Annotated in this window: 21 protein-coding genes and 1 tRNA gene; 4 read left to right on the forward strand and 18 right to left on the reverse strand. The window is 72.9% G+C overall.

The window, feature by feature from the left end; genetic code table 11:
- Positions 1-21 precede the first annotated feature (21 nt).
- Positions 22-2,301, forward strand: coding sequence for an FdhF/YdeP family oxidoreductase (locus ACGF15_RS18345; RefSeq protein WP_392800130.1), 2,280 nt, complete (start codon positions 22-24; stop codon positions 2,299-2,301).
- A 50-nt stretch (positions 2,302-2,351) separates the two neighbouring features.
- Positions 2,352-2,813, forward strand: coding sequence for a PaaI family thioesterase (locus ACGF15_RS18350; RefSeq protein WP_256526375.1), 462 nt, complete (start codon positions 2,352-2,354; stop codon positions 2,811-2,813).
- Positions 2,814-2,939: 126 nt separating this feature from the next.
- Here the strand turns inward: ACGF15_RS18350 and ACGF15_RS18355 are convergent, their stop codons facing one another.
- The 6 genes from ACGF15_RS18355 to ACGF15_RS18380 all read right to left on the reverse strand — a co-directional run bounded on the left by ACGF15_RS18355 (position 2,940) and on the right by ACGF15_RS18380 (position 9,962).
- Positions 2,940-3,629, reverse strand: a complete 690-nt coding sequence (locus ACGF15_RS18355) for an ABC transporter ATP-binding protein (protein ID WP_345614745.1) — start codon at positions 3,627-3,629, stop codon at positions 2,940-2,942.
- A 74-nt stretch (positions 3,630-3,703) separates the two neighbouring features.
- Positions 3,704-4,891, reverse strand: a complete 1,188-nt coding sequence (locus ACGF15_RS18360) for an ABC transporter ATP-binding protein (RefSeq protein WP_392800134.1) — start codon at positions 4,889-4,891, stop codon at positions 3,704-3,706.
- A complete protein-coding gene (locus ACGF15_RS18365) occupies positions 4,891-6,273 on the reverse strand; it encodes a branched-chain amino acid ABC transporter permease (protein WP_345614695.1) in 1,383 nt (460 codons plus the stop codon). Before ACGF15_RS18365 ends, ACGF15_RS18360 begins: the two co-directional genes overlap by 1 nt.
- On the reverse strand, positions 6,270-7,193 hold the full coding sequence (locus ACGF15_RS18370) for a branched-chain amino acid ABC transporter permease (RefSeq protein ID WP_256526372.1): 924 nt from the start codon (positions 7,191-7,193) through the stop codon (positions 6,270-6,272). Before ACGF15_RS18370 ends, ACGF15_RS18365 begins: the two co-directional genes overlap by 4 nt.
- 166 nt (positions 7,194-7,359) lie before the next feature.
- The gene (locus ACGF15_RS18375) at positions 7,360-8,520 is read right to left on the reverse strand and encodes a branched-chain amino acid ABC transporter substrate-binding protein (protein WP_345614694.1); all 1,161 of its coding nucleotides are present in this window, start codon (positions 8,518-8,520) and stop codon (positions 7,360-7,362) included.
- A gap of 791 nt (positions 8,521-9,311) precedes the next feature.
- Positions 9,312-9,962, reverse strand: a complete 651-nt coding sequence (locus ACGF15_RS18380; RefSeq protein ID WP_256526370.1) for an ANTAR domain-containing response regulator — start codon at positions 9,960-9,962, stop codon at positions 9,312-9,314.
- 101 nt (positions 9,963-10,063) lie between these two features.
- On the opposite strand from ACGF15_RS18380, the gene ACGF15_RS18385 reads away from it, so the two are divergent.
- Positions 10,064-10,136 (forward strand) — tRNA-Leu (locus ACGF15_RS18385).
- 220 nt (positions 10,137-10,356) lie between these two features.
- Here the strand turns inward: ACGF15_RS18385 and pyk are convergent.
- The 9 genes from pyk to ACGF15_RS18430 form a co-directional block, all read right to left on the reverse strand.
- Complete coding sequence (pyk, locus tag ACGF15_RS18390) at positions 10,357-11,784, reverse strand: pyruvate kinase (protein WP_362611513.1); 1,428 nt, start codon at positions 11,782-11,784, stop codon at positions 10,357-10,359.
- A 123-nt stretch (positions 11,785-11,907) separates the two neighbouring features.
- A complete protein-coding gene (locus ACGF15_RS18395) occupies positions 11,908-12,615 on the reverse strand; it encodes an SIMPL domain-containing protein (protein WP_345614692.1) in 708 nt (235 codons plus the stop codon).
- A gap of 241 nt (positions 12,616-12,856) precedes the next feature.
- Complete coding sequence (locus ACGF15_RS18400; protein WP_345614691.1) at positions 12,857-13,060, reverse strand: DUF397 domain-containing protein; 204 nt, start codon at positions 13,058-13,060, stop codon at positions 12,857-12,859.
- Positions 13,057-13,887 (reverse strand): helix-turn-helix transcriptional regulator, encoded by an 831-nt coding sequence (locus tag ACGF15_RS18405; RefSeq protein ID WP_362611518.1) that lies wholly within the window; start codon positions 13,885-13,887, stop codon positions 13,057-13,059. The genes ACGF15_RS18400 and ACGF15_RS18405 overlap by 4 nt, the downstream gene beginning before the upstream one ends.
- A 166-nt stretch (positions 13,888-14,053) precedes the next feature.
- Positions 14,054-15,487: a lysine N(6)-hydroxylase/L-ornithine N(5)-oxygenase family protein gene (locus tag ACGF15_RS18410; protein ID WP_392800142.1), complete on the reverse strand. Its 1,434-nt coding sequence runs from the start codon at positions 15,485-15,487 to the stop codon at positions 14,054-14,056.
- The gene (locus ACGF15_RS18415; protein WP_392800145.1) at positions 15,453-16,859 is read right to left on the reverse strand and encodes a pyridoxal phosphate-dependent decarboxylase family protein; all 1,407 of its coding nucleotides are present in this window, start codon (positions 16,857-16,859) and stop codon (positions 15,453-15,455) included. The genes ACGF15_RS18410 and ACGF15_RS18415 overlap by 35 nt, the downstream gene beginning before the upstream one ends.
- 339 nt (positions 16,860-17,198) lie before the next feature.
- A complete protein-coding gene (pepN, locus tag ACGF15_RS18420) occupies positions 17,199-19,685 on the reverse strand; it encodes an aminopeptidase N (protein WP_392800148.1) in 2,487 nt (828 codons plus the stop codon).
- Between the two features lie 258 nt (positions 19,686-19,943).
- A complete protein-coding gene (locus ACGF15_RS18425) occupies positions 19,944-20,267 on the reverse strand; it encodes a chorismate mutase (protein ID WP_345614685.1) in 324 nt (107 codons plus the stop codon).
- A 187-nt stretch (positions 20,268-20,454) separates the two neighbouring features.
- Positions 20,455-21,228, reverse strand: coding sequence for a serine protease (locus tag ACGF15_RS18430; RefSeq protein WP_392800152.1), 774 nt, complete (start codon positions 21,226-21,228; stop codon positions 20,455-20,457).
- 250 nt (positions 21,229-21,478) lie between these two features.
- Here ACGF15_RS18430 and ACGF15_RS18435 point away from each other — a divergent pair, with 250 nt between their 5' ends.
- Complete coding sequence (locus tag ACGF15_RS18435; protein ID WP_345614683.1) at positions 21,479-22,372, forward strand: hypothetical protein; 894 nt, start codon at positions 21,479-21,481, stop codon at positions 22,370-22,372.
- Positions 22,373-22,451: 79 nt separating this feature from the next.
- Here ACGF15_RS18435 and ACGF15_RS18440 read toward each other — a convergent pair whose 3' ends face one another.
- The 3 genes from ACGF15_RS18440 to ACGF15_RS18450 form a co-directional block, all read right to left on the reverse strand.
- On the reverse strand, positions 22,452-24,095 hold the full coding sequence (locus ACGF15_RS18440) for a DEAD/DEAH box helicase (RefSeq protein ID WP_345614682.1): 1,644 nt from the start codon (positions 24,093-24,095) through the stop codon (positions 22,452-22,454).
- Positions 24,096-24,184: 89 nt separating this feature from the next.
- Positions 24,185-24,388, reverse strand: a complete 204-nt coding sequence (locus ACGF15_RS18445) for a cold-shock protein (protein ID WP_256526360.1) — start codon at positions 24,386-24,388, stop codon at positions 24,185-24,187.
- Between the two features lie 246 nt (positions 24,389-24,634).
- On the reverse strand, positions 24,635-25,357 hold the full coding sequence (locus ACGF15_RS18450; RefSeq protein WP_392800157.1) for a vWA domain-containing protein: 723 nt from the start codon (positions 25,355-25,357) through the stop codon (positions 24,635-24,637).
- Positions 25,358-25,484: the final 127 nt, after the last annotated feature.

A 25,484-nucleotide genomic window follows, 5' to 3' on the forward strand; every position in this document is an offset into this window, starting at 1 on the left:
CGAGGCTCGAAGGAGAGCGCGATGGCCAGCAAGCCGCCCGCAGACGATCCGGTCCAGGACGCGCCGCAGGTCACCGCCCCCCAGCACGCCGCGGCCGGGCTGCCCGCGATCGCACACACCCTGCGCGCCGCGCAGCGGCAGATGGGCGTCGCGCGCACGGCCCGCACCCTGCTCAGGGTGAACCAGAAGGACGGCTTCGACTGCCCCGGCTGCGCCTGGCCCGAGGAGGACAGGCGGCACACGGCCGAGTTCTGCGAGAACGGGGCGAAGGCGGTTGCCGAGGAGGCGACGCTGCGCCGGGTCACCCCCGGGTTCTTCGCCGCGCACCCGGTGGCCGAGCTGGCCGGGCGCAGCGGCTACTGGCTGGGCCAGCAGGGCCGTATCACCGAGCCCGTGTACCTCGCCGAGGGCGCCACCCACTACGAGCCGGTCGGCTGGGACCGCGCCTTCGCGCTGATCGCCGAGGAGCTGCGCGGGCTGGACTCGCCGGACGAGGCCCTCTTCTACACCTCGGGGCGCACCAGCAACGAGGCCGCCTTCCTGCTCCAGCTGTTCGCCAGGGAGTTCGGCACCAACAACCTCCCCGACTGCTCCAACATGTGCCACGAGTCCTCCGGCTCGGCGCTCACCGAGACCCTGGGGGTGGGCAAGGGCAGTGTCACCCTGGAGGACCTGCACCGGGCGGAACTGATCATCGTGGCCGGGCAGAACCCGGGCACCAACCACCCCCGGATGCTGTCGGCCCTGGAGAAGGCGAAGGCCGGGGGCGCGCGGATCATCTCCGTCAACCCGCTGCCCGAGGCGGGGCTGGAGCGTTTCAGGAACCCGCAGAGCCCGCTCGGAGCGGTGCGGGGGGTGGCGCTCACGGACCTCTTCCTGCAGATCCGCATCGGCGGTGACCAGGCCCTGTTCCGGCTGCTCAACAAGCTGGTGCTGGAAACCCCCGGGGCCGTCGACGAGGAGTTCGTGCGCGAGCACACCCACGGCTTCGAGGCCTTCGCCGAGGCGGCCCGCTCCGCCGACTGGGAGGAGACCCTGGCCGCGACGGGCCTGGCGCGCGACGAGGTGGAGCGGGCCCTGGCCATGGTCCTGTCCTCGCGGCGCACCGTCGTGTGCTGGGCCATGGGCCTCACCCAGCACAAGCACTCCGTCGCCACCATCCGCGAGGTGGTCAACCTGCTCCTGCTGCGGGGCGACGTCGGGCGGCCGGGTTCCGGCGTCTGCCCCGTCCGCGGGCACTCCAACGTGCAGGGCGACCGCACCATGGGGATCTTCGAGCGCCCCTCCCCCGCCTTCCTGGACGCGCTGGAGAAGGAGTTCGGCTTCGCCCCGCCGCGGCACCACGGCCTCGACGTGGTCCGGTCGATCGAGGCGCTGCGCGACGGCCGCGCCAAGGTCTTCTTCGCGATGGGCGGCAACTTCGTCGGTGCCTCGCCCGACACCGCGGTCACGGAGGCCGCCGTGCGGCGTGCACGGCTCACGGTCCAGGTGTCCACCAAGCTCAACCGCTCGCACGCCGTGACCGGACGCCGGGCGCTGATCCTGCCCACCCTCGGGCGCAGCGACCGGGACGTGCAGGCCGGCGGCAGGCAGGTGGTGACCGTGGAGGACTCGATGGGCATGGTGCACGCCTCCCGCGGCAACCTGCCGCCCGCGGGACCGCGGCTGCTGTCCGAGCCGGCGATCGTGGCGCGTCTGGCCCGCGCGGTGCTCGGCCCGGGCTCCGCGACGCCGTGGGAGGAGTTCGAGCGCGACTACGCCGCGATCCGCGACCGGATCGCCCGCGTGGTGCCCGGCTTCGAGGACTTCAACGCGCGGATCGCCCGCCCCGGAGGGTTCACGCTGCCGCACGCCCCCCGCGACGAGCGGCGCTTCCCCACGGCCACCGGGAAGGCCAACTTCACGGCGGCGCCCGTGGAGTACCCGGTGGTCGGCGAGGGGCGCCTGCTGCTGCAGACGCTGCGCTCCCACGACCAGTACAACACCACGGTCTACGGTCTGGACGACCGCTACCGGGGGGTGCGCGGCGGGCGCCGGGTGGTCCTGGTGAACCCCGCGGACGCCCTCGCGCTGGGCTTCGCCGACGGCGACTACGCGGACCTGGTGGGCGAGTGGGAGGACGGCGTCGAGCGGCGGGCCCCGGGGTTCCGGGTGGTCCACTACCCGACGGCCCGGGGCTGTGCGGCCGCCTACTACCCCGAGACGAACGTGCTGGTCCCGCTGGGCGCCACGGCGGACACCAGCAACACCCCCGCCAGCAAGTCCGTGGTGGTCCGTCTGGAACAATCACCGACCGTCTAAGCGTTCGCTCAGGCAGCAGGGACCAGCCGTACGACGATCGGAGCACGCCCATGGGCGAGAACACCACCGTGAAGTTCCCGCAGGAGGTCATCGACGAGTACGCGGCGCTCGGTGTCGACCTCCCCTCCCTTTTCTCCGCCGGCCATCTCGGCGAGCGCATGGGGGTGCGGATCGTCGAGGCGGCGGCCGACCGGGTGGTCGGCACCATGCCGGTGGAGGGCAACACCCAGCCCTACGGCCTGCTGCACGGGGGCGCCTCGGCGGTGCTGGCGGAGACGCTCGGCTCGGTGGGCTCCATGCTCCACGGCGGCCCCTCGAAGATCGCCGTCGGTGTGGACCTCAACTGCACCCACCACCGGGGGCTGCGCTCCGGGATGGTCACCGGGGTCGCCACCCCCGTGCACCGCGGGCGCTCGACCGCCACGTACGAGATCGTGATCTCCGACGAGCAGGACCGGCGGGTCTGCACCGCCCGGCTCACCTGCCTGCTGCGCGACGCCCCGCAGTCCTGAGCCCGCGACCGCCCGCCCCGGTGCGGCACCGGGGCGGGCGGTCGCGGCGGAGGGCCGGGAGGCGGTCGCCTCCCGGCCCTCCGCCGGTTCAGGGTGCGGGGCGGACCGCCGCCGCGGGTGCCCGTGTCAGGCGGCACCCTCGCCCAGGTAGGCCTCCCGGATACGCGGGTCGGACAGCAGTTCGGCGGCCGGTCCCGACATGGCCACGGAGCCGGTCTCCAGCACGTAGCCCCGGTTCGCCAGACCCAGGGCCTGGGTGGCGTTCTGCTCGACGAGCAGCACCGTGGTGCCCTGCTTGTTGATCTCCTCGATGATCTCGAAGATCTGCTGGACGATCAGCGGGGCGAGTCCCATCGAGGGCTCGTCCAGCAGCAGCAGCTCCGGCTTGCCCATCAGGGCGCGGCCGATCGCCAGCATCTGCTGCTCGCCGCCGGAGAGCGTGCCCGCCAGCTGCGAACGGCGCTCCGCGAGGCGCGGGAAGAGGGTGAACACGCGGTCCATGTCGGCGGAGTCCACCGAGCTGAACCGGTAGGCGCCCATCTCCAGGTTGTCGCGGACGGTCATCGTCGCGAAGACCCGCCGGCCCTCGGGGACGTGCCCGATGCCGAACTGGACCAGTTCGTGGGACTTGATCCCGTCGATGCGCTCCCCGCGGTACCGCACCTCGCCCTGGCGGGGCTGGAGCATGCCCGAGATGGTGCGCAGCGTGGTGGTCTTGCCCGCGCCGTTGCCTCCGAGCAGGGCCACGATCTCGCCCTTGCGCACCGTCAGGTCGATGCCCTTGAGCGCCTCGATGGCCCCGTAGAAGACGTGCATGGAACAGAGTTCGAGGAGCGTCTCCTCGGCGGAGTCCGGCGTGCCGGTGTCCTCGCGCAGCTCGGTCGTCGTGCTCACTTGCCGCTCTCCTCGTTCGACGCGGTCTCGCCGCCACCGGCCCCGTCCGACGGCCCGGCGGCCTCCGGGGCGTCCCCCGTGGTCCCGGAGTCCCCGGGCCCCTCGGAGTCGGCCGTGTCCCGGGAGCCCTCGGAGTCGCCCGAGCCCTCGGAACCCGCCGTGTCCCCGGAGTCACCGGAGTCATCGGAGTCGCCTGAATCCCCGGAACCCCCGGAGTCCGCCGTATCCCCGGCATCCCCGGCATCCCCGGCATCCCCGGCATCCCCGGCCGAGGGCTCCTCCGGGACGGACTCGCCCTCGGCGGGCGAGCGCTGCTCGGCGATCACCGCCTGGGCCACCTGCTCCGTGTCGGCCGACGCCCCCAGATAGGCCTCGATCACCGCCGGGTGCTGCTGCACCTCGCCCGGCTCCCCCTCGGCGATCCGCTTGCCGAAGTTGAGGACCATCACCCGGTCCGCCACCGACATCACCAGGCGCATGTCGTGCTCGATGAGCAGCACGCTGACGCCCAGTTCGGTGTTGATCCGGCGGATCAGCCGTTCGAGCTCCAGCTTCTCCGTGGGGTTGGTACCGGCCGCCGGCTCGTCCAGGAGCAGGATCTGCGGCTCGGTGGCCAGGGCCCGGGCGATCTCCAGACTGCGCTGGTCGCCGTAGGAGAGGCTGCCGGCGATCTCGTTGAGCTTCTCCTCCAGCCCGACGAAGGCCAGGAGCTTGTGCGCCCGCTCGTCGCTGAGCCGCTCGGCCTTGCGGGCCCTCGGCAGCCCCAGCATGATCGACACGGGACCGGCCTTGAGCCGGGTCTCCGCCGCGATCTTGACGTTCTCCAGCGCCGTGAGCGCCGAGAACAGGCGGATGTTCTGGAAGGTGCGGGCCAGACCGATCCGGTTGACGATGTGCGGCTTGCTGCCCAGCAGCGACTTCTCGCCGCCGTCCGTCGACCGGAAGACGATCTTCCCCTCCTGCGGGGTGTACGCCCCGGTGAGGGAGTTGAACAGCGAGGTCTTGCCCGCGCCGTTCGGCCCGATCACCGCCAGGACCTCGCCCCGGCGCATGTTCACGTCGACCTTGTCCAGCACGGTCAGACCGCCGAACCGCAGGGTCAGCTCCGACGCCTTCAGCACCAGGTCCGGTTCCGCCCCGGAGGGCGATGCGGCCGCCGTGTCGTTCTTCACCTCGGTGCCCATCAGTTCCTGCCTCCCGCCGGCTCGGACGTCGCGACCGCGTCGCCGCTGCCTTCCTCGGCCAACTTCAGCTCGCGCTGTCTCCGGCGGGACGGCCAGACTCCCTGCGGCCGGTAGATCATCATGACCACGAGCAGTGCGCCCAGGTACATGTAGCGGTCGGACGGGTCCACCCAGTCCTTCAGCGCCTCGGGCAGCCACACCAGGATCGCCGTGCCGATCAGCACACCCGGGATCGAGCCCATGCCGCCGAAGATGACGTAGGCGAGGATCAGGATGGACTGCAGGAGCGGGAAGACCTCGGGGTTGATGTACCCGTACTTGCTGGTGAAGATCACGCCCGCCACGCCGGAGGTCGAGGCGCCGATCGCGAAGGCCATCAGCTTGAACTGCACGGTGTTGACGCCGTTGGCCGCGGCCGCGATCTCGTCCTCGCGGATCGCCGTCCACGCGCGGCCCACCCGGGAGTGCTCCAGCCGCGAGAAGAGGATGATCACCAGGACGATGAAGAAGACGAGCAGGTACCAGTACGGCAGCGGCTTGATGGACCACGTGTACTCGATGCCCGCGAAGTCGATGGAGAAGTCCGGGATGAGGCGGGCGCCCTGCGGGCCGCCCGTGATGCCGTCCGCGTTCTTCGCGACCAGGTAGATGATCTCGTGGAAGCCGAGGGTCACGATGGCCAGGTAGTCGCCGCGCAGCCGCAGGGTCGGGGCGCCCAGCAGCACGCCGCAGGCCAGGCAGGTGAGCACGGCGACCGGGATGACCCAGAAGTTGTTCAGGACGACCGGGGGCTCGATCGGGAGCCGGCCCGTCCAGAAGGCGGTGGAGTAGGCGCCCACCGCGAAGAAGGCGAAGAAGCCGAGGTCGAGCAGGCCCGCCCAGCCGATCACCACGTTGAGGCCGATGGCCAGGAGCGCGAAGATCGCGATCTGGTCGACCAGCACGGTCTGCCAGCTCCGCTCCAGGCCCGAAGGGACCACGAGCACCAGGATCAGCAGCACACCGTAGGCGCCCAGGCGCAGCCGCTTGTCGGCCTGGAAGCGCGCCCGGAGGGAGCCGGCCGGGCCGCCGGCCGCGGCCGCGGCCGAGCCGCGCGCCGCGGACACCGCGCTCTTGATGGGCGTGGCGGCGAACTCGCGCAGGGCCCAGACGCCCACCGTGGCGCCGAGGCAGACCCACAGGTTCACGCCCGTGAGGGTGTGGGTGATGGAGTAGAAGATGTCCCGTGTGTTGCCCTGCTCGCCCGTGACCAGGGCCAGCAGGAGGCCGAGTGCGACCATCGCCCACAGGCGGGTGTAGCGCTCGGTCCGGTACCACGCCGTGCGGCGCAGCTTCGCCGCAGCGGACGGCGTCAGGTTCTGCGAGGTGTCCACCGTGCTCATGCCGCCCTCCCCACTCGCTCGCCGAGGATGCCCATCGGGCGGAACATCAGCACCAGGATCAGGACCACCATGGCGGAGACGCTGCGCCACTCGTCACCGAGCAGCGGCACCGTCATCGTCTCCACGATGCCGATCAGGACGCCGCCGAACATCGCACCGCGGATGTTGCCGATGCCGCCGACGACGGCGGCGGCGAAGGCGGTGATGCCCGGGATGAAGCCCATCGTGTAGGAGACCTGGTTGAGGTTGGCGAACAGGAAGCCCGCCACACCGCCCAGGACGCCGCCGATGATGAAGGTGCGCGACACGACCTTGTCGATGTTCACCCCCATCAGGCCCGCGACCTCGGCGTCCTGCGCCACCGCGCGGATGCCCATGCCGAGCTTGGTGCGGTTCACCACGAGGTCGAGGAGGACCATCATGACCACCGCGGTCGCGAACTGGAGCAGCTGGGTGATGTTCACCCCTGCGCCGAAGAGCGAGAAGATCTCGCGGTTCTCGTACATCTCCGGCAGCGGCAGCGGGTCGCGCCCGAAGAGCTTGCCGGCCAGGTTGTAGAGGAAGAACGAGGCGCCGATCGCGGTGATCAGGAAGATCAGGCGCGGAGCACCGCGCCTGCGCAGCGGCCGGTAGGCCACCTTCTCCAGGCCGTACGCCGTGACACCGCCGAACAGCGCCGAGCCCGCCATCGCGAGCGCGACGAAGCCGATGGACGCCATGACGGACGGGTTGTCCCCCGGACTGACGAGCTGAAGGACGATGAGGCTGCCGTAGGCGCCGAGCATGAACACCTCGCTGTGCGCGAAGTTGATCAGCTGGAGCACGCCGTAGACGAGGGTGTAGCCGATGGCGATGACGGCGTACAGCGAGCCGAGCATCACCCCTAGGACGAGGTAGTCCCAGAATTCCTGAAGGGACATGGAGCAGACTTCCTTGTGGGAGCCGAGCGGACCCGCGCGCTCGTGGCGACGGGGTCGGCCCGCGGGCGGAACGATCGATGCGAAGAGGGCGGGGAGAGGGGCCCTGCTTCATGGACGGGGGCCGGGAGAACTGCCGTCTCCCGGCCCCCGGTCATGCGAGCCGGTGTCAGCCGACCAGCTCGTTGATGTTGCCCTGGTAGCCGATCTTGCCGCCCTTGACCTGGTACAGGTAGACGTCGGTGCCCTTGAACTCGCCGTTCGCCTCGAAGGAGAAGGTCTTCGTCAGGCCCTTGTAGGACGCCTTCTTGAGGGTGTCGCGCAGCGTCTCGCGGTCGACGTCCCCGCCGGCCTTGCGGATCTCCTCGATGATCATGTTCGCCGCGTCGTAGGACTCGGCGGAGTAGGTGCCGGGCGCCCGGCCGAAGGCCTTCTGGTAGTCCTCGGCGAACTTCTTCGTGCCCGCCTCGACGGTGGCGTCGGTGCAGGGGCAGGTGAGGAACCAGTTCTCGGAGGCGTCGCCGGCGAGCTCGACGAACTTCATGTCGTTCGTGCCGTCACCGGAGATCGCGGCGCCCTTGTAGCCGGCCTCGGCGAGCTTCTTCGCGAAGGGGGCGGCGTCCTGGTAGTAGCCGGCGTAGATGAGCGCGTCGACCTTGGAGTTGACGACGTCCTTCGCGGTGGCCGAGTAGTCCGGCGTCTTCTGCGGGACGGACTTCTTGACGACCTCGATGCCGGCGTCCTTGAGGTTCTTCTCGGCCACGGTCGCCAGGCCCACGCCGTAGTCGGTCTTGTCGTCGATCAGGTAGACCTTCTTCGCCTGGACCTTCTTGGCGTAGTAGGTCGCCATCCCGGCGCCCTGCTGGTTGTCGTTGGGGACAGCGCGCAGGAAGGAGGTGAAACCGTTCGCCTCGTCGGTGAGGTTCGGGTTGGTCGCCGACGGCGAGACCGTGACGAGACCCGACTCCGCGTACAGCGGGGAGGCGGTGTTGGTCGGGCCGGAGAAGGCGGGGCCGACCACGGCGAGGACGCTCTCGTCGTCGATGATCTTCTGAGCGGTGGCGGTGGCCTTGTCCGGCAGGCCCTGGTCGTCACCGGGGACGTACTCGAGGGTGAAGTCGAGGTCGCCCTTGGCGTTCGCCTGGTCGATGGCCAGCTTGACGCCGTTCTGCATGTTCTCGCCCAGCGCGACGTTGTCGCCGGAGAGCGGGCCCTGGAAGGCGATCTTCACGGCATCGCCGTCGCCGCCCGAGTCAGAGCCGCATCCGGTCAACGCCAGAGCGCCCACGGCGAGCGGAATGGCCAGCTTGACGATGGTCTTGTTCAGCACTACGAACCCCTTGGAGCCGCCCGAACGATCTTGTCTACGAGGGCAGTTGCAGTCGCCTCTCGCAGGACACCGCTTGTCCGCGCGGTGTGCCGGGAATGTAATCGCGCGTTCGGGCGCAGGGGTAGGTGAGGAGACGATGTGTGATCGCCCTGTGACCTGAGTCATGCGCCGGAAACAGAACACTCCTTACCGGCGACCGGACATGTCATCCGGGATCCACAAGATCCCGACAACTCGCTCACGCTCGCGAGCCGACGGGCCGGCAGGCCGCCGCGGTTCGGCGACCCCGGGGCAACCTCGCAGCTCAGAGCCGTACCCCCCGAGGGGACCACGGTATGCGGACCGGCGGGCCCGCGTCCGGTAAATGGCCGAATTCCCCCTGTCCGGAGAGCGGACGTCCTGTTCGGGTGGAGCCGCCGTCTCATCCGGCGACACGGGCCCGCCGCACCTCCGCACCGGGCCCGGCGGGCGCCCTGGCGCCCGTGCCGCTACACGGAGTCAGCGCCGAGGCGGCCGCGGACCCCGGCGGCGGCGCGGCGAGGCACTCCGGCCGGCCGCCCGGCCCCCGCCCCTTCACGGTCTCCACGGTTTCTCCACACCCGGAACCGGCAGGACCCCCGCCGCACCCGACGGGCGCGGCGGGGGTCCGAAGGCGCCCGGCACCCCGAGCCGGGCCTGCCGGTACGGCACGGGAAGGCGAGCGGCCGGAGTCCGGGGCCCGGCGGGGCCGCCACGAGGCGGGCGGCCGACGCCCGGGGTCCGGTGGGACCGCCCGGCAACCGGAGCGGGAGCTACTGCCCCTTCGCGGCCTTCTTCTCCTCCGCGTCCTCGATGACCGCCTCGGCCACCTGCTGCATGGACAGCCGCCGGTCCATGGAGGTCTTCTGGATCCAGCGGAAGGCGGCGGGCTCGGTGAGGCCGTACTGCGTCTGCAGGACGGACTTGGCGCGGTCGACCAGCTTGCGGGTCTCCAGGCGCTGCGCGAGGTCGGCGACCTCCTTCTCCAGGGCCTTGAGCTCGGTGAACCGGGAGACGGCCATCTCGATGGCGGGGACCACGTCGCTCTTGGAGAACGGCTTCACCAGGTAGGCCATCGCACCCGCGTCACGCGCCCGCTCCACCAGGTCGCGCTGGGAGAAGGCGGTCAGCATCAGCACCGGGGCGATGGACTCCTCGGCGATCTTCTCGGCCGCCGAAATGCCGTCCAGGACGGGCATCTTCACATCCAGGATCACCAGGTCCGGCCGGTGCTCCCGGGCGAGCTCGACGGCGCGCTGCCCGTCCCCCGCCTCCCCGACGACCGCGTAGCCCTCCTCCTCCAGCATCTCTTTCAGGTCGAGCCGGATGAGCGCCTCGTCCTCGGCGATCACCACACGGGTCGTCATCGGAGGTACGTGCGCGGTGTCGTCGGCGATCGGCTGGGGCGACTCGGGGGCGGTCACGGAAGGCTCCTCGTTCTCAATCAGGGTGCTCCTCATGAGCCTACCCAGCTCCTGTATGGTTGGGGGACGAGCGGATTGCTTGTTCCTTCATTTCCAAGGGAGCCCCGGTAGCCCAGCGGTAGAGGCAATGGTCTCAAACACCATCCAGCGTCGGTTCGAATCCGACCCGGGGTACTTTATCTCGCTTTCCAAGGTCACCTTCGGTCGGGTGAATCCCCGCCCTGGCGAGCCCTCGCACATCACCCCGGGCCATTTCACACGAAGGTGTGAGCGCCCCCGCGGCGGCGGGCCGGAATCCCGCCGGGCCGTCACGGAGGCGGCGCGCCGCCTCCCCCGCGCGGCGGACCAGCTCCCCCGCGCGGGCCGGAACCGCCGGCGATGACGGGACCGCCCTTCAGCGCACGCTCTCCCCGATCCGGTGGACGCGCACGAGGTTGGTGGAACCGGAGACCCCGGGCGGGGAGCCCGCGGTGATGACCACGATGTCGCCGGGCCGGCAGCGCCCGATCCGCAGCAGCTCCTCGTCGACCTGGGCCACCATCGCGTCGGTGGAGTCCACATGCGGCCCGAGGAAGGTCTCCACGCCCCAGGTCAGGCTGAGCTGCGAGCGGGTGGCCGGGTCGGAGGTGAAGGCCAGCAGCGGGATCGGCGAACGGTAGCGGGACAGCCTGCGGACCGTGTCGCCGGACTGGGTGAAGGCCACCAGGAACCGCGCCCCGAGGAAGTCGCCCATCTCGGCCGCGGCGCGGGCGACGGCACCCCCCTGGGTGCGGGGCTTGTTCCGCTCGGTGAGGGGCGCCAGGCCGCGTGCCAGCAGGTCCTCCTCGGCCGCCGTCACGATCCTGCTCATCGTCCGGACGGTCTCGATCGGGTACTTGCCCACGCTGGTCTCGCCGGAGAGCATCACCGCGTCGGTGCCGTCGATGACGGCGTTGGCCACGTCGGAGGCCTCGGCGCGGGTGGGACGGCTGTTGTCGATCATCGAGTCCAGCATCTGGGTGGCGACGATGACCGGCTTGGCGTTCCGCTTGGCCAGCTTGACCGCGCGCTTCTGGACGATGGGCACCTGCTCCAGGGGCATCTCGACGCCGAGGTCCCCGCGGGCCACCATGATCCCGTCGAAGGCGGCGACGATGTCGTCGATGCACTCGACGGCCTGGGGCTTCTCCACCTTGGCGATGACGGGGAGCCGGCGGCCCTCCTCGTCCATCACCCGGTGCACGTCCTCGATGTCCCGGCCGCTGCGCACGAAGGACAGCGCGATGACGTCGGCACCGGTCCGCAGGGCCCAGCGCAGGTCCTCGACGTCCTTCTCGGAGAGCGCCGGTACGGAGACGGCGACGCCGGGGAGGTTGAGCCCCTTGTGGTCGGAGACCATCCCGCCCTCGACGACGGTGGTGTGGACGCGGGGGCCGTCGACCCGGGTCACCTCCAGGGCGACCTTGCCGTCGTCGACCAGGATGCGTTCGCCCGGGGCGACGTCCGCGGCGAGCCCCCGGTAGGTGGTGCCGCAGATGCCGCGGTCACCGGGGACGTCCTCGACGGTCACGGTGAACTCGTCGCCGCGTTCGAGAAGTACCGGGCCCTCGAGGAACCGGCCGAGGCGGATCTTCGGGCCCTGAAGGTCCGCCAGCACGCCGACGCTGCGGCCGGTCTCGTCGGCCGCCTTGCGGACGTGCCGGAACCGCTGCTCGTGGTCGGCATGGGCCCCGTGGCTCAGATTGAAGCGGGCGATATCCATTCCTGCTTCGACCAGAGCCTTGATCTGGTCGTATGTGTCGGTGGCGGGTCCCAGGGTGCAGACGATCTTTGCTCGGCGCATGATTCGAGCCTATGGCTTACCGGCGGGTAGAGAATCAGCCTCTCGTGTCCGCCCAACAACCTTTGCATGAAGGCTTATTGACAACTGTTGAATTGTGCAGAGGGGTGCTCCGATGAGCATTTCTCACAGGCTCGGCGGTGTCATCGTGAACCGCGCGTTCACCTGCGCGACAACGGTCTGCTGCTGCGGCTCGAGGTCGAGTGCGGGAGCCGCCTCCGCCTGGACCGCCCCTCCGAAGCCGCGCGGGGCCGCGGCCGCCGGGTGGCCCCCGTAGGGGTCGTGCGCCTCCGCGCCGATGTCGGCGAGTTCGAGCAGCGCGTCGAGCCGTCCGCCGAGGGCCTCGGCGTACTCGCGCGCCCGGCGCACCGCGTCGTGGACGGCGGCCCGGCGCGCCTCCGCATGGGCCGGCGAGTCGGGGCGCAGGGACCACCAGGGACCGCTCACCCGGGTGAGTTCCAGGTCGGCCAGGCGGGTGACGAGCTCGCCGAGGGCGGTGAAGTCGGTGAGCCGGGCGGTGATGTGGACACCGCCGTGGTACGCGCGGACCCGCTCGCCCCGCCCGTGCTGGGCGAGTTGCGGGCTGATGGAGAAGGAGCCGGTGGAGAGCTTCTCGACGGCGTCCCCGTAGGAGCGGATCAGCTCCAGGACGGCCGTGTTGCGCCGCGTGAGGTCCTCCAGCGCGGCACGCCGGTCGCGGCCGCGGGCGGTGACGTGGACGCCGAGGGTCGCGACCTCCGGGTCGACCCGGTGCCGCGCCTCGCCGCGGACCGCGACCCGGGGGGCCCCGGGCGTGCCGGGGGAAGCGGAGTGGTCGTCGGTGGCGCCGGTCATGCAGCCCTCCCGGGTCGGCGTGCGGGCCGCGCGGGTGCGCGGGCCGTGTGTGCGGCCAACCCTTCCGTACGGCGGGGCCGTTGCGCCAGGATCCAGGGGCGGTTCCGGTGCCGCTTGGGGACCCTCCCGCCTCCGCCTGGGCGAAGGCCGCAAACGCGGCACGGGGATGTTGCGCCGGGTGCTGCGCACGGCGGACAGGTGCGGGCCCCGGCAGCGGGGGGCCGCCGAGGTCCCTGCCCGGTCAGAGTGCCGCGAACCGGACGAACACGGTCCATGCGGTGGAGTCCACGGCCAGTGCGGCGCGGGTCGTGTCCTTCGAGTCCCGGACGTGGACCCGGCCGGGGGCGGCGGCCACCTCGACGCATTCGCCGCCGTCACCGGCGCTGTAACTGCTCTTGAACCATGCCAGTTGGTCCAGGTCAAGCCCGGTCTCTTCCCCGCTCATCTCTCTCCCAGCAGCTTCTCGATCAACGCACGCGATTCTGCCGGAGTGTGGGCCTGCGCGCGCAGGGACCCGTACGTACGTTCAAGCTCCCGGACCTTCTGGCGCTGCGTGTGAACCCGGCTGTCGCCCTGCACCTCCGCATACGCGATCCTGCGCCCATCCTTCATCTCCATCAAGGTGAACGGGCCAGCCAATCCGGCATGTTCCCGACGGGAGAGCGGCATCACCTGAACCTCTACGTTCCGCTTCTCCTCGATCAACAGGAGCTGCTCCAGCTGCCCCCGCCATACAGACCGACCACCCAGTGGACGCAGCAGTACCGCCTCCTCGATCACAAAGCTGAGATACGGAGACGGCCGCCGGTCGAAGATCCCTTGCCGCGCCAATCGGGCACCCAGACGCTGCTCGATGACCTCTTCCTCCAGTTGCGGTCGCCACATGGCGAACACCGCGCGCCCGTACTCCTCGCTCTGCATGAGCCCCGGCACAGCCTGGGTGGCGTACACGTGCAGAACGACGGCCTCGGCCTCCAGCCTGGCCGCGTCGCGGAAGAACGCAGGGTACTGAGCGCGCGCCACCTCCTCCTTGCCCGCGCGCAGGACCTCACCCGCTCCCAGGACCTCGTCCGCCTGGTCGATGAACCTCGGCGGGGGAATGCGTCTCCCCTGCTCGAACGCCGCGATGGTGGAGGCCGAGTACCCGGTCAGCGAACCGAAGCCCGCACGGTCCATCCCCGCCCGTTCGCGGAACAGCTTCAACTGCCGCCCGAACACGAACAGCAGGCCCGTGGCTCCCTCGCCCTCCGGCTGCCGATCCTCGTCGCTCACGCCGCCGCTCCTCCCGTACCACCGCCACAGCCACCGACCCCGGCCCAACCTGCGCTCGCGGACATCGGACACGCCCCGCGCCGCGCACAAGCCCACCGCCCACGCGTACAGCCCGTACCCGTCAGCGCGCCGCGCCTGGTCGACGCTGCGCAGAGTCCGGGGCCGGTCAGGCCTCCAGGGGGGTGAGGGCGGGGGCCTGGCCGGGGATGACCGGGGCCTCCCGCTTGTCGAGTCCGAAACTGGTGAAGGCCGTGCGCCGGGGCAGGGGGTAGGGCTCCGTGCCCGTGAGGGTGTTCAGGATGGACGCGCTCCGCCACGCCGCGAGTCCGAGGTCGGGGGCGCCGACACCGTGGCTGTGGCGTTCGGCGTTCTGCACGAAGACGGACCCGGTGACGGAGGGGTCGAGCTTCATCCGGTACTGCGCGTCGATGACCGGGCGGCCCCCGGCGTCGCGCCGCATATAGGGGTCCAGCCCGGCGAGGAGCCGCCCGAGGGGGCGCTCGCGGTAGCCGGTGGCGAGCACCACGGCGTCGGTGGTGAGCCGGGAGCGGGTGCCCTGCTGGACGTGCTCCAGGTGGAGTTCGACCTTGGTGGTGGCGACCCGGCCGGCGGTGCGGACGTGCACCCCGGGGGTCATCACCGCCTCGGGCCAGCCGCCGTCCAGGCTGCGCCGGTACAGCTCGCGGTGGATCGCCTCGACGGTCGCCGCGTCGATGCCCTTGTGGAGCTGCCACTGGCGGGGCAGCAGTGCGTCGCGCACCCGCTCCGGCAGGGCGTGGAAGTAGCGCGTGTAGTCCGGGGTGAAGTGCTCCAGTCCGAGCTTGGAGTACTCCATGGGGGCGAAGGCCTCCGTGCGAGCCAGCCAGTGGAGCCCCTCCGCCCCCCGGGGGCGGCCGCGCAGCAGGTCCAGGAAGACCTCGGCACCCGACTGCCCGGAGCCGATGACCGTCACATGCCCCGCGGCGAGCAGTGCCTCGCGGTGGGCCAGGTAGTCGGCGGAGTGGACGACGGGGACGCCGGGGGCGTCGGCGAGGGGGCGCAGGGGTTCCGGGACCCAGGGTTCGGTGCCGATGCCGAGGACGATGTTGCGGGTGTGGGTGCGGCAGAGCGCCTCGGCCCCGCCGGCGGCGTCGAGCTGGGTGAAGTCGACCTCGAAAAGGTCGCGTTCGGGGTTCCAGCGCACGGCGTCGACCTGGTGGCCGAAGTGGAGTGCGGGGAGGGACCGGGCGACCCACCGGCAGTAGGACTCGTACTCGGCGCGCTGGATGTGGAAGGTCTCGGCGAAGTAGAAGGGGAACAGGCGCTCCCGGGCCCGGAGGTAGGACAGGAAGGAGTAGGGGTTGGCCGGGTCGGCGAGGGTGACCAGGTCGGCGAGGAAGGGCACCTGGAGCGTGGCGCCGTCGATCAGGAGTCCGGGGTGCCACCGGAACTCGTGCCGCTGCTCGTAGAAGGCGGTCGCCGGCCCTTCCGGCACGCGGTCCGCGAGGGCCGCCAGGGAGAGGTTGAACGGGCCGATGCCGATGCCGACGAGGTCGAGGGGCCGGTCGGGTCCGGGGGCTGCCGCGTCAGGAGCGGGATCGGGTGCGGGCGTCGCCGTCATCGGGGGTGCTGCCTTCCACGAGGGTGATCAGGGTGCGCAGGTGGTCCGGGGTGGTGTGGGGGTTGAGCAGGGTGGCCTTCAGCCAGACGCGTCCGTCGGCGCGGGCGCGGCCGAGGACCGCGCGGCCGGAGAGGAGCAGGGTCCTGCGGATCGCTGCGGTGCGCTCGTCGGAGGCGCCGCGGGGGCGGAAGAGCACGGTGGACAGCGCGGGCCGCCCGTGGAGGTCGAGAGCGGGGTGCTTCTCGACGAGGTCGGCCAGGTCCTGCGCCGTCGAGCAGACGCGGTCGACCAGGTCCCCCAACCCGCGGCGGCCGAGCGCCCGGAGCGTGACCGCGATCTTCAGTACGTCGGGGCGGCGGGTGGTGCGCAGGGAGCGGCCGAGGAGGTCGGGCAGTCCGGCCTCGGTGTCGTCCTCGGCGTTCAGGTAGTGGGCCGTGTGGCCGAGAGGGGCGAGGAGGGCGGCGTCGCGGACGGCGAGGAGCCCGGCGGCGACGGGCTGCCAGCCCAGCTTGTGCAGATCGAGGGTGACGGTGTCCGCCCGGTCGAGCCCGGCCAGCAGATGGCGGCGGGCGTCGCTGAACAGGAGCGGGCCCCCGTAGGCGGCGTCGACGTGGAGGGCGGCGCCGTGGCGGGCGCAGGTCTCGGCGATCCCGGGGAGCGGGTCGATCCGGCCGCTGTCGGTGGTGCCCGCGGTGGCGGCGACCAGGACGGGGCCCGGGGCGGCGGCCAGGGCCCGGTCGAGCGCGGCGGGGTCCCGGAGGGGCGCGGTGCGGGGGGCGGGCAGGCCGAGGAGCCAGGCGGCGCGGTGGACGGAGTGGTGGGCGTCCTCGCCGCACAGCACCTGCACCGCGCCCCGGCGCTCCCGGGCCAGGAGCAGGGCGAGCTGGTTGGACTCGGTGCCGCCGCCGGTCACCAGGGCGTCGGGGGCTGCGCCGCCGGGGAAGACCTCCCGGGCCAGGGACCGGGCGACGGCGGCTTCGAGGGCGGAGGCGGCGGGTGCCTGGTCCCAGGAGTCCATCGACGGGTTGAGCGCGGCGGCGGCGAGTTCCGCGGCGGCGGCGAGCGCCAGCGGAGGGGTGTGCAGATGCGCGGCGCACAGGGGGTCGGCGGGGTCCGCCGAGCCGTGCGCGAGGGCCTCGACGAGGTCCCGGAGGGCGGAGTCGGGGCCCAGGCCGTCTTCGGGCAGCGGGTCCCCGAGAGCCCGGGCGAGGGCGGAGTCGACGGCCTCGGGGCCGCCGGGGGGCAGCGGGCCGCCGCGGCTCCTCGCGCCGGAGCCCAGGGCGTCGAGCACCGTGCGGACCAGGGGGCGCAGGGCCGCGGGGCCGTCGGTCCCGCCGGCGAGGGGCGGCGGGGACGGGGGCTCTGCGCGCATCGGGGTCCTTCGGCGGTCGCGGGCGGGACCCGGAGCACTCGGCGTCCCGTGTGCCCAACGAGCCGGGGGCGGCGGGGTACCGGCCCGGCGCCCGCCCGCCGGGGCGCGCACGGCGCACAGGGTGGTGCACCGGGTGTGCCGGGGTGTGCCGCGCACGGCCGGGGCGCGCGGTTGGGGGCCGGGCGCGGGCCGAAGGCGCCGGCCGGCGGGGGGCCGACGCCTTTCGGGCACGGGGGTACGGACCGCCCGCACCCCCCGCCGTCCCGGGCCTGCCGAGCGGCCCGCACCCCCCCCGTCCCGGGGCCGCCGCCGCTACGCCGCTGCGGGTCCGGGCGCCCCTCAGACGCCCCGCACCCGCAGCGCCCGGGCGAGGTCGTCGAGCTGGTCGGCGAGCTTGCGGTGCAGCGCGGGCAGCATCCCGGTGCCCTCCAGGCAGTCGCGCCCCTGCCGCAGGGCCTCGGCGGTGACCTCGTGGGCCGGGAAGGCGTGCCGCCCTGCGGCCTCCGCGATGGCGGGCCCCCGGCGGTCGGCCAGCCCCACCGCGTCGGCGTAGAAGCGGCCCACGTACTCCCGGGTCAGGGAGGCCTGCTCGGGCTGCCAGAAGCCCTGGGCGGTGGCGGCGAAGAGGTAGTTCGACAGCTCCTCCCCCTCGAACATCCGTGTCCAGGCGGCCGCCTTGGCCTCCGCGAAGGGCAGGGCGGCGCGGCAGCGGGCGGCGCCCTCCCGGCCGGTGGCACTGGGGTCCCTCGCGAGTTCGGCCGTGATCTCGGGCTCCCCGGCCTCGCCGAGCACGCAGAGCCGGGTGAGGATGCGCCAGCGCAGCTCCGGGTCGAGTTCGGGGCCTCCGGGGACGCTGCCGTCGGTCAGCCATTCCTGGATGGAGGCCGAGTGGGCGGCGGCGTCGACGAAGTGGCGCACCGCGGTCAGCCGCATGCCCGGGTCGCTGCCGTCCTCGGTGCGGCGCAGCAGGGCACGGCAGGTGTCGGTGAGGAGGGAGAGGGCGGCGGGCCGTCGACCGGGGGCGAGGTAGCGGTCGGCGATCTGGGTCGCGGCGAAGGACAGGACGCCCTGGACGACGGCGAGGTCGGTCTCCCCGGGCAGATGGGCGCGGGCGGCCTCCAGGTAGGCCGCCGGGGCGAGTTCGCCGTCGCGGACCATGTCGCGGGCCGCGTTCCAGACCACGGCGCGGGTCAGGGGGTCGGGGATGCCGGAGAGGGAGCCGAGGGCGGTGGCCCAGGACTCCGCGTCCAGGCGGACCTTGGCGTAGGTGGTGTCCCCGTCGTTCAGGAGGACCAGTGCGGGACGGCGGCCGGGGTGGGGCTCGCCCCCGGTGAGCGGGACGTCGACGTCGATGCGGTCGCGCAGCACGAGGGACCCGGGGCGGACGGGGTCGCGGTCGTAGGCGCCGACGGTGATGCGGTGCGGGCGGCCGCCGTCGCGGTCGACGGCGAGGGTCCAGCCGCCGGGGCCGTCGGTGACCTGCGGGGTCAGGGTGTCGACCCCGGTGGTGCGCAGCCAGCTCTTCGCCCAGCCGTGGACGTCGCGGTCGGTGGCGGCGGCGAGCGAGTCGAGGAAGTCGGCCAGGGTGGCGTTGGCGAACCGGTGGCGCCGGAAGTGGGTGTTGATCCCGGCGAGGAAGTCCTTCTCCCCGAGCCAGGTGACCAGCTGCCGCAGGGCGGAGGCGCCCTTGGCGTAGGAGATGCCGTCGAAGTTGAGCATGGCGGAGGCGGTGTCGGGGACCGCGTCCGGGTCGGGTGCCACGGGATGGGTGGAGGGTCGCTGGTCGGCGTCGTAGCCCCATGCCTTGCGCGCGATGCCGAAGTCGACCCAGGTGTCGGTGAAGCGGGTCGCCTCGGTGAGGGTCTGGTAGCCCATGTACTCGGCGAAGGACTCGTTGAGCCAGATGTCGTCCCACCAGGCGAGGGTGACCAGGTCGCCGAACCACATGTGGGCCATCTCGTGCGCGATGACCATGGCTCTGGTCTGGCGCTGGGTGTCGGTCACCGCGGAGCGGAAGACGAACTCGTCCCGGAAGGTCACCAGTCCCGGGTTCTCCATGGCGCCGGCGTTGAACTCCGGTACGAACGCCTGGTCGTAGGAGTCGAAGGGGTAGGGCTCCTCGAACTTCTCGTGGTACCGGTCGAAGCACTGGCGGGTGATCTCGAACAGTTCGTCGGCGTCGGCGTCGAGGTGGGGGCCCAGCGAGCGGCGGGTGTGCAGTCCGAAGGGCAGCCCCGCGTGCTCCGTGCGGACGGAGTGCCAGGGGCCGGCGGCCACGGCGACCAGGTAGGTGGAGATCGGCGGCGTGGCGGCGCAGCTCCAGCGGCCCGCCCCGTGGTGGGCGGCGACGCCGTTGCCGAGGACCGTCCAGCCCTCGGGCGCGGTGACGGCGAGTTCGAAGACGGCCTTCAGGTCGGGCTGGTCGAAGGCGGCGAAGACCCGCTGGACGTCCTCCATGAACATCTGGCTGTAGACGTAGGTCTCGCCGTCGCTGGGGTCGGTGAAGCGGTGCATGCCCTCACCGGTGCGCGAGTAGTCCATCAGCGCCTCGACCTGGAGCCGGTGCTCGCCGGGTTCGAGGGTCAGCGGGTACCGGTTGCCGTCGAGGGCTTCGGGGTCGAGGGCGTGTCCGTCCAGCGTGAGGGAGTGGAGCGCGGAGGGCTTGAGCTCGACGAAGGTGTCCCCGGCGGAACGCGCGGTGAAGTGGATCAGGCTCCTCGACGCGAAGGTCTCGTCCCCGGTGGTGAGGTCGAGGTCGATCGCGTAGCGGTGCACGTCGATCAGCTGGGCTCGGGTCTGCGCTTCGTCGCGCGTCAGTACGGACATGGGGTCATGCTGCCCGATGAGTGCCGCCGGGTACACGGGGGTGCCGTGCGCTGTGGGCGCACAGGCCCGCACGGGGCGGGCGCACAGGCGCGACGGGGGCCTTTCGGGGGCGCACGGGCAGGTCGGAGGGGGCCGCTCCGGCGCCGCGGACGGGGCGTGGGGGGTGCGGGCGGGTGCCGCGGGGACGGGGCGGGCGGCGAGGGGGCGGGGCTCGCGGGGTCGCCGGCGGCCGCGGGCACCGCCGGCGGCCCGGGGGTGTCAGCCGTCCCCGGGAGGGACGTTCTCCGCGATGGTCTCGTGGTGGCGGATCACCTCGGCGATGATGAAGTTCAGCAGCTTCTCGGCGAAGGCGGGGTCGAGCCGCGCGCTCTCGGCGAGGTGGCGCAGGCGCTCGATCTGGCGCGCCTCGCGGGCCGGGTCGGCGGGGGGGAGCTGGTGCTCGGCCTTGAGGTGGCCGACCTGCTGGGTGCACTTGAAGCGTTCGGCAAGCATGTACACGACCGCGGCGTCGATGTTGTCGATGCTCTCGCGCAGGCGGTTGAGTTCGGCGCGTACGTTCTCGTCGATGTCCTTCGTGGTCATGGTCAGCGAGCTTACGTCGAAGAGCCGGCGCGGTCTTCGGGTGCCCGGGCTCCGGGACGCGTCGGGGGCGGCACGAGCCGGGGCGGGCCGCCGCCCGCCCCGGCACCGCGGCCGCGGCCCCCGCGCCGGGGGCGCGGCGGCTGGGGCGCCGCCCCGCCCCGAACAGGACACGGGGGCCGGGCCGGTCCTACAGTCCGGCCGCGGCCGACCGGATGGCGGAGGCGAAGGCCGAGACCTCGGTGTAGACCCCCGGGTATCCGGCCCGGGCGCAGCCGTAGCCCCAGCTCACGATGCCGACCTGGATCCAGTCGCCGGCGGCGTCGCGGCGGAACATGGGGCCGCCGGAGTCGCCCTGGCAGGTGTCGACACCGCCCTGGCTGTAGCCGGCGCAGATCTCCTCGTCCGCCACGAGTTCACGGCCGTACGCCTGGCTGCAGGTGGAGTCCGGCACGAAGGGCACCTGGGCCTTGAGCAGGTAGCGCTGCTGGGAGCCGCCCTCGCGGTTGGCGCCCCAGCCGGCCACCGTGAAGGTGCCGTTGTCGTACGCCGTGGTGTCGGCGATCTTCAGGGTCGGCAGGTCGATGGGCCGGGCGAGCTTGATCAGGGCCCAGTCCTTGCCGCTGCCGTTGTAGCCGGGCGCGCGCAGGACCTTGGTGGAGCGGACCGTGATCGCGCTGGGGCTGCGCAGGTCCACCGTCCCGGCGGTGGCGGTGATGCTGGTGTTGTTGCCGGAGGAGCCGACGCAGTGGGCGGCGGTCAGGACGATGTCCCGGGCGTAGAGCGCGCCGCCGCACCCCATGGAGAGCCGGACCATGAAGGGGAACTCGCCCTGGGCGGCGCGGGTTCCGCCGACGACGGGCTGGGGGGCCGCCGTGGCGGCGGTGGGCTGGAGGCTGACCGCGGCGAGCACGACCGCTCCGGCGGCGGCGCAGCGTTTGAGGGCACGCAGAAGCTGCTTCAAGGCACTGCCTTTCGTGGGGGGTTGAGGCATGCACCGGCAGGTGTGCGCATGACGCGGAACAGGGGGATGACATGCGCCCGACAAGCCGTACTGCGGATTATGAGCACCGGGCGACAGGGCCACAAGAAGCCGCTTTCGGCCATCCGCCGGGGGGCGCACCGCCGCCGCGCCGCGCCGCCCGCCACCCGCGCCGCGAACGGTCCGGTCGCCGTAGAGTGGGGGCGCCGGACGGTCGTCCACGGGGGTGGTCATGGCAGGGAGCGACGAGGTGGTGCACGGCTTCCCCCACCTCGACACGGTGCACGCCGCGGTCACGGCGCTCTACCGGCGGCTGTCCCCCGAGGGCGTGGGCGCCTACGCGGCGAGCGTGCTGCCCGCGGACGTCGCCTTCGCCGACCACGACGACCTGTACCTCGGCACCCAGCGGGTCGCCCGCGCCCTCGTCGCCCATCTGCGGCTCCCCGAGGCGCGGATGATCGTCGCCTTCCGGGAGATGGAGCACGCCGCGAGCGTGGAACTGACGGCGGGGCCGGAGTACTTCATCGAACTGAACGACCGGTTCCGCACCCACCGCCGGGACATCGGCGCCGCGCTCGCCCACGAGATCACCCATGTGCTCCTGCACCGGCTCGGGCTCTCGTTCCCCGGAACGCGCGACAACGAGATCCTCACGGACACCGTGACGGCCTACCTCGGCGCCGGCTGGCTCCTGCTGGACGCCTTCCGGGAGGACGGGGTGTCCCGCCAGAAGCTGGGCTATCTGACACCGGAGGAGTTCGGCTACGTCCTCGCCGCCCGCGCGGCGCTCTTCGGCGAGGACCCCTCCCCCTGGTTCACCAGCCCCCAGGCGTACCGGGCCTACACCGCGGGGCGGGCCCGCGCCCTGAGCGACGCGCGCAGGCCCCCGCTCGCCTCGGCCGGGCGGGTGGGACGCCTGCGCTACGCCCGGGACCGCCGCCGTGCGCTGGAGCACCCCGGCTCACACCAGGAGGGCCACGGCGCCTACGCCTTCGAGCCCGGCCCGGACGGAGTCCGCGTCACCTTCCCCTGCACCACCTGCCACCAGCGCATCCGGGTGGCGGTCCGCGGCCGGGCCCGGGTGCGCTGCGGGCTGTGCCGCACCGTTCTCGACTGCGACACCTGAGGACCGTCCGCGCGGCCGTCCCGTCACCCCGAACGGGCGGGCGGGGGACGGCGAAGCGCGGACGGCTCCCCGCGCACCGTCAGGCGCTCTGGCCCCGCCCCGCGCGGCGCGTGCGCGGACGCCGGCCGCCCGAGCCGTCCGCCGGCTGGGCGCCGCCCCGCGTGCGGGGCTCCGCCCCGGAGGCCGCCGCGCTGTCGCGGCCGCTCCCCCGGCGCGCCTGCCGCCCGGGGGTGCGGCCGGAGGTGCTCCCGGACGCGGACCGGGCGGTGCCGCCGCGCCGTGCCGGGCGGCGGGAGCCCGAGGCCCCCGAGGGCGCGGCCGAGCGGGCGGGCGCCTGCTGCGGGACCGCGATCGTCACCGGGACGCCGGAGGGCTCCCGCGCACCGGTCAGCCGGGCCAGTTCCTCGTCGCTGGAGCGGACCCGGGTCACCCGGGGCGCTATCCCGGTCTCCGCCATCAGCCGGTCGGTGTCCCGGCGCTGGGCGGGCAGCACCAGGGTGACCACCGTGCCCGAGCGGCCCGCCCGGGCGGTGCGCCCGCCGCGGTGCAGGTAGTCCTTGTGGTCGACGGGCGGGTCCACGTTGACCACGAGGTCCAGGTCCTCCACGTGGATGCCCCGGGCGGCCACGTTGGTGGCCACCAGCGCGGTGACCGTGCCGGTGCGGAACTGCTCGAGGGTCCTGGTGCGCTGGGGCTGCGAGCGCCCGCCGTGCAGGGCGGCCGCGGGCACGCCGCTGGCCAGCAGCCGCTTGGCGAACCGGTCGGCGGCGCGCTTGGTGTCGACGAAGAGGATGGTCCGGCCGTCCCGGGCCGCGATACGCAGGGCGACGGCGCGCTTGTCGGTCTCGTCGGCGACATGCAGCAGATGGTGGTCCATCGAGGTCACGGCGCCCGCGGTCGGGTCGACGGAGTGGACCACGGGGTCCGTCAGGAAGCGGCGCACCAGCCGGTCGATGTTGCCGTCGAGAGTGGCGGAGAACAGCATCCGCTGCCCGTCCGGCGCGGTCTGCTCGACGAGCTTGGTGACCTGCGGCATGAAGCCCATGTCGGCCATCTGGTCGGCCTCGTCGAGGACGGTGACCTCGACCCGGTCGAGACGGCAGTCGCCGCGCTCGACGAGGTCGATCAGCCGCCCCGGCGTGGCCACCAGCACCTCGGCGCCCCGGCGCAGCGCGCCCGCCTGGCGGGTGAGCGAGACCCCTCCCACCACGGTCGTGCGCCGCAGGCCCAGGGCGGACGCGTAGGGCTCCAGCGCGTCGCCGACCTGCTGGGCGAGCTCACGGGTGGGGACGAGGACCAGGGCCAGCGGCGCCTTCGGCTCCGCACGCCGGCCGGCGGTACGGGCGAGCATGGCCAGGCCGAAGGCCAGCGTCTTGCCGGAGCCGGTGCGGCCGCGGCCGAGCACGTCGCGTCCCGCGAGGGAGTTGGGGAGGGTGGCGGCCTGGATCGGGAACGGCTCGGTCACGCCCTGGGCCGCGAGGGTCTTCGCGACGGCGGCGGGCAGGTCGAGTTCCTCGAAGGCCGTGACGGCGGGCAGCGCCGGGGTCACCGTCTCGGGGAGCGCGAACTCCTTCGGGGGGCCGGACGGCCGCGCGGCCCCGCCCTTGCCCGCGCGGCGGCCGGCGGGGGCCGCGGTGCGCGCCGTGCTGCGGGCTCCGCCGCGGGATTCGGAGCGGGGAGCGGCGGCCGGACGCTTGCGTGCCGGGCGTTCGGAGCGGTTCATACGGGGTCGGCCCTCCTGGGCTGGACGGAGACGGGCCGGGGCCCGCACCGTGCGGTGCGGGCCCCGGTCGCTTGACGCGCGTCCGGCGGTCAGGCCGGGAGGATGTTCTCCGCCTGCGGGCCCTTCTGGCCCTGCGTGACGTCGAAGGTGACCTTCTGGCCTTCCTGCAGCTCGCGGAAGCCGGAGGTGGCGATGTTGGAGTAGTGGGCGAAGACGTCGGGGCCGCCGCCGTCCTGCTCGATGAAGCCGAAGCCCTTCTCCGAGTTGAACCACTTCACGATGCCGGTAGCCATACTGTTCTCCTTGAACGGGGCAAGCCGGGACTCCGCACCTCGCGAAATCCCCGTCGCTGCATTGACCCCCTCCGGAGAGAGTCCGGAAACACGACGTGCGCCTGAGGATCATTCCGTCAGGCGCACACAGAGCATGGGTACCAAAACCGCAACGCCACTACCCTAGCACGGAGCCGCCGCGGTCCTGCACGGGCGGTCGGCACGCGCCCCTGCCCGCGGCACCGCCCCGGGCTCCGCGCCGCGCGCTCAGCCCCGCACGATGCCCCGGGCCCGGGCCGCCGCGAGCCACTGGGGGAACTCCCCCAGCAGGCGGTCGTAGAGCTCGGCGTCGGGGACGCGGCGGGGATCGGGCCCGGCGTGGAAGAAGCCCGCGTTGTCGACCACCCGGTGGCGCGGGACGGCGAGCCCGTCCAGGCGGCGGAGGAAGTCGAACTGGTTGCTGCGCTTGTCGCCGAATCCGACGAACTGCCAGAACAGCGGCAGACGGGCGGCCTTGCACAGGTACCGTTCCGCGGCGTGCCGGCTGATCGGGCCGCCGTCCGTCTGGAAGACGACCAGGGCGGGGGCGTCGGCACCGCTGTCCAGGTAGTGGTCGAGGACCTCGTCCATGGCCAGGTGGTAGCTGGTGCGGCCCATGTGGCCGAGGCGGGAGACGATCTCGTCGATGCGCCCGCGGCGGTTGTCCAGGGCGATGTCCTCCACCGCGTCGACGTCCGTGGAGAAGAACACCACGGGGACCACCCCGTCGTCGTCGAGGTTGGCCGAGAGGCCGAGCACCCGGTCGGCGAGCGCCTGGACGCTGCCGTCGCGGTAGTAGTCGCGCATCGAGCCGGAGTAGTCGACGACCAGGTACACGGCGGCGCGCTGCCCCGCCAGGCCGTGCTTGCGCAGACTGGCCCCGGCGGACTTGTAGAGGCTGACGAGCCCGGGGGCCCGCTCCTGCACCGTGCCCAGTCCCACGCCGGCCATGGCCGTTCCCCCCTGCCCGCTCCGGCCGCGGCGTCCGGCGGGCCCCTCGTGTGCGATGGACGGCGGCCGTGCCCGCGGGCCCGGGCCGCGGCGGACCGGAGCGCGGGCGGGGCCCGTGGCGATCGTA

The organism is Streptomyces sp. NPDC048001 (assembly GCF_043203115.1).
Classification (GTDB): domain Bacteria; phylum Actinomycetota; class Actinomycetes; order Streptomycetales; family Streptomycetaceae; genus Streptomyces; species Streptomyces sanyensis.

Bases quoted from the DNA above. Each gene is read 5' to 3' on its own strand.
- ACGF15_RS18345 (WP_392800130.1), top strand. From the start codon at position 22: ATGGCCAGCAAGCCGCCCGCAGACGATCCGGTCCAGGACGCGCCGCAG.
- ACGF15_RS18350 (WP_256526375.1), top strand. From the start codon at position 2,352: ATGGGCGAGAACACCACCGTGAAGTTCCCGCAGGAGGTCATCGACGAG.
- ACGF15_RS18355 (WP_345614745.1), bottom strand. From the start codon at position 3,629: ATGCACGTCTTCTACGGGGCCATCGAGGCGCTCAAGGGCATCGACCTG.
- ACGF15_RS18360 (WP_392800134.1), bottom strand. From the start codon at position 4,891: ATGGGCACCGAGGTGAAGAACGACACGGCGGCCGCATCGCCCTCCGGG.
- ACGF15_RS18365 (WP_345614695.1), bottom strand. From the start codon at position 6,273: ATGAGCACGGTGGACACCTCGCAGAACCTGACGCCGTCCGCTGCGGCG.
- ACGF15_RS18370 (WP_256526372.1), bottom strand. From the start codon at position 7,193: ATGTCCCTTCAGGAATTCTGGGACTACCTCGTCCTAGGGGTGATGCTC.
- pyk (WP_362611513.1), bottom strand. From the start codon at position 11,784: ATGCGCCGAGCAAAGATCGTCTGCACCCTGGGACCCGCCACCGACACA.
- ACGF15_RS18395 (WP_345614692.1), bottom strand. From the start codon at position 12,615: ATGACCGGCGCCACCGACGACCACTCCGCTTCCCCCGGCACGCCCGGG.
- ACGF15_RS18400 (WP_345614691.1), bottom strand. From the start codon at position 13,060: ATGAGCGGGGAAGAGACCGGGCTTGACCTGGACCAACTGGCATGGTTC.
- ACGF15_RS18410 (WP_392800142.1), bottom strand. From the start codon at position 15,487: ATGACGGCGACGCCCGCACCCGATCCCGCTCCTGACGCGGCAGCCCCC.
- ACGF15_RS18415 (WP_392800145.1), bottom strand. From the start codon at position 16,859: ATGCGCGCAGAGCCCCCGTCCCCGCCGCCCCTCGCCGGCGGGACCGAC.
- pepN (WP_392800148.1), bottom strand. From the start codon at position 19,685: ATGTCCGTACTGACGCGCGACGAAGCGCAGACCCGAGCCCAGCTGATC.
- ACGF15_RS18425 (WP_345614685.1), bottom strand. From the start codon at position 20,267: ATGACCACGAAGGACATCGACGAGAACGTACGCGCCGAACTCAACCGC.
- ACGF15_RS18435 (WP_345614683.1), top strand. From the start codon at position 21,479: ATGGCAGGGAGCGACGAGGTGGTGCACGGCTTCCCCCACCTCGACACG.
- ACGF15_RS18440 (WP_345614682.1), bottom strand. From the start codon at position 24,095: ATGAACCGCTCCGAACGCCCGGCACGCAAGCGTCCGGCCGCCGCTCCC.
- ACGF15_RS18445 (WP_256526360.1), bottom strand. From the start codon at position 24,388: ATGGCTACCGGCATCGTGAAGTGGTTCAACTCGGAGAAGGGCTTCGGC.
- ACGF15_RS18450 (WP_392800157.1), bottom strand. From the start codon at position 25,357: ATGGCCGGCGTGGGACTGGGCACGGTGCAGGAGCGGGCCCCCGGGCTC.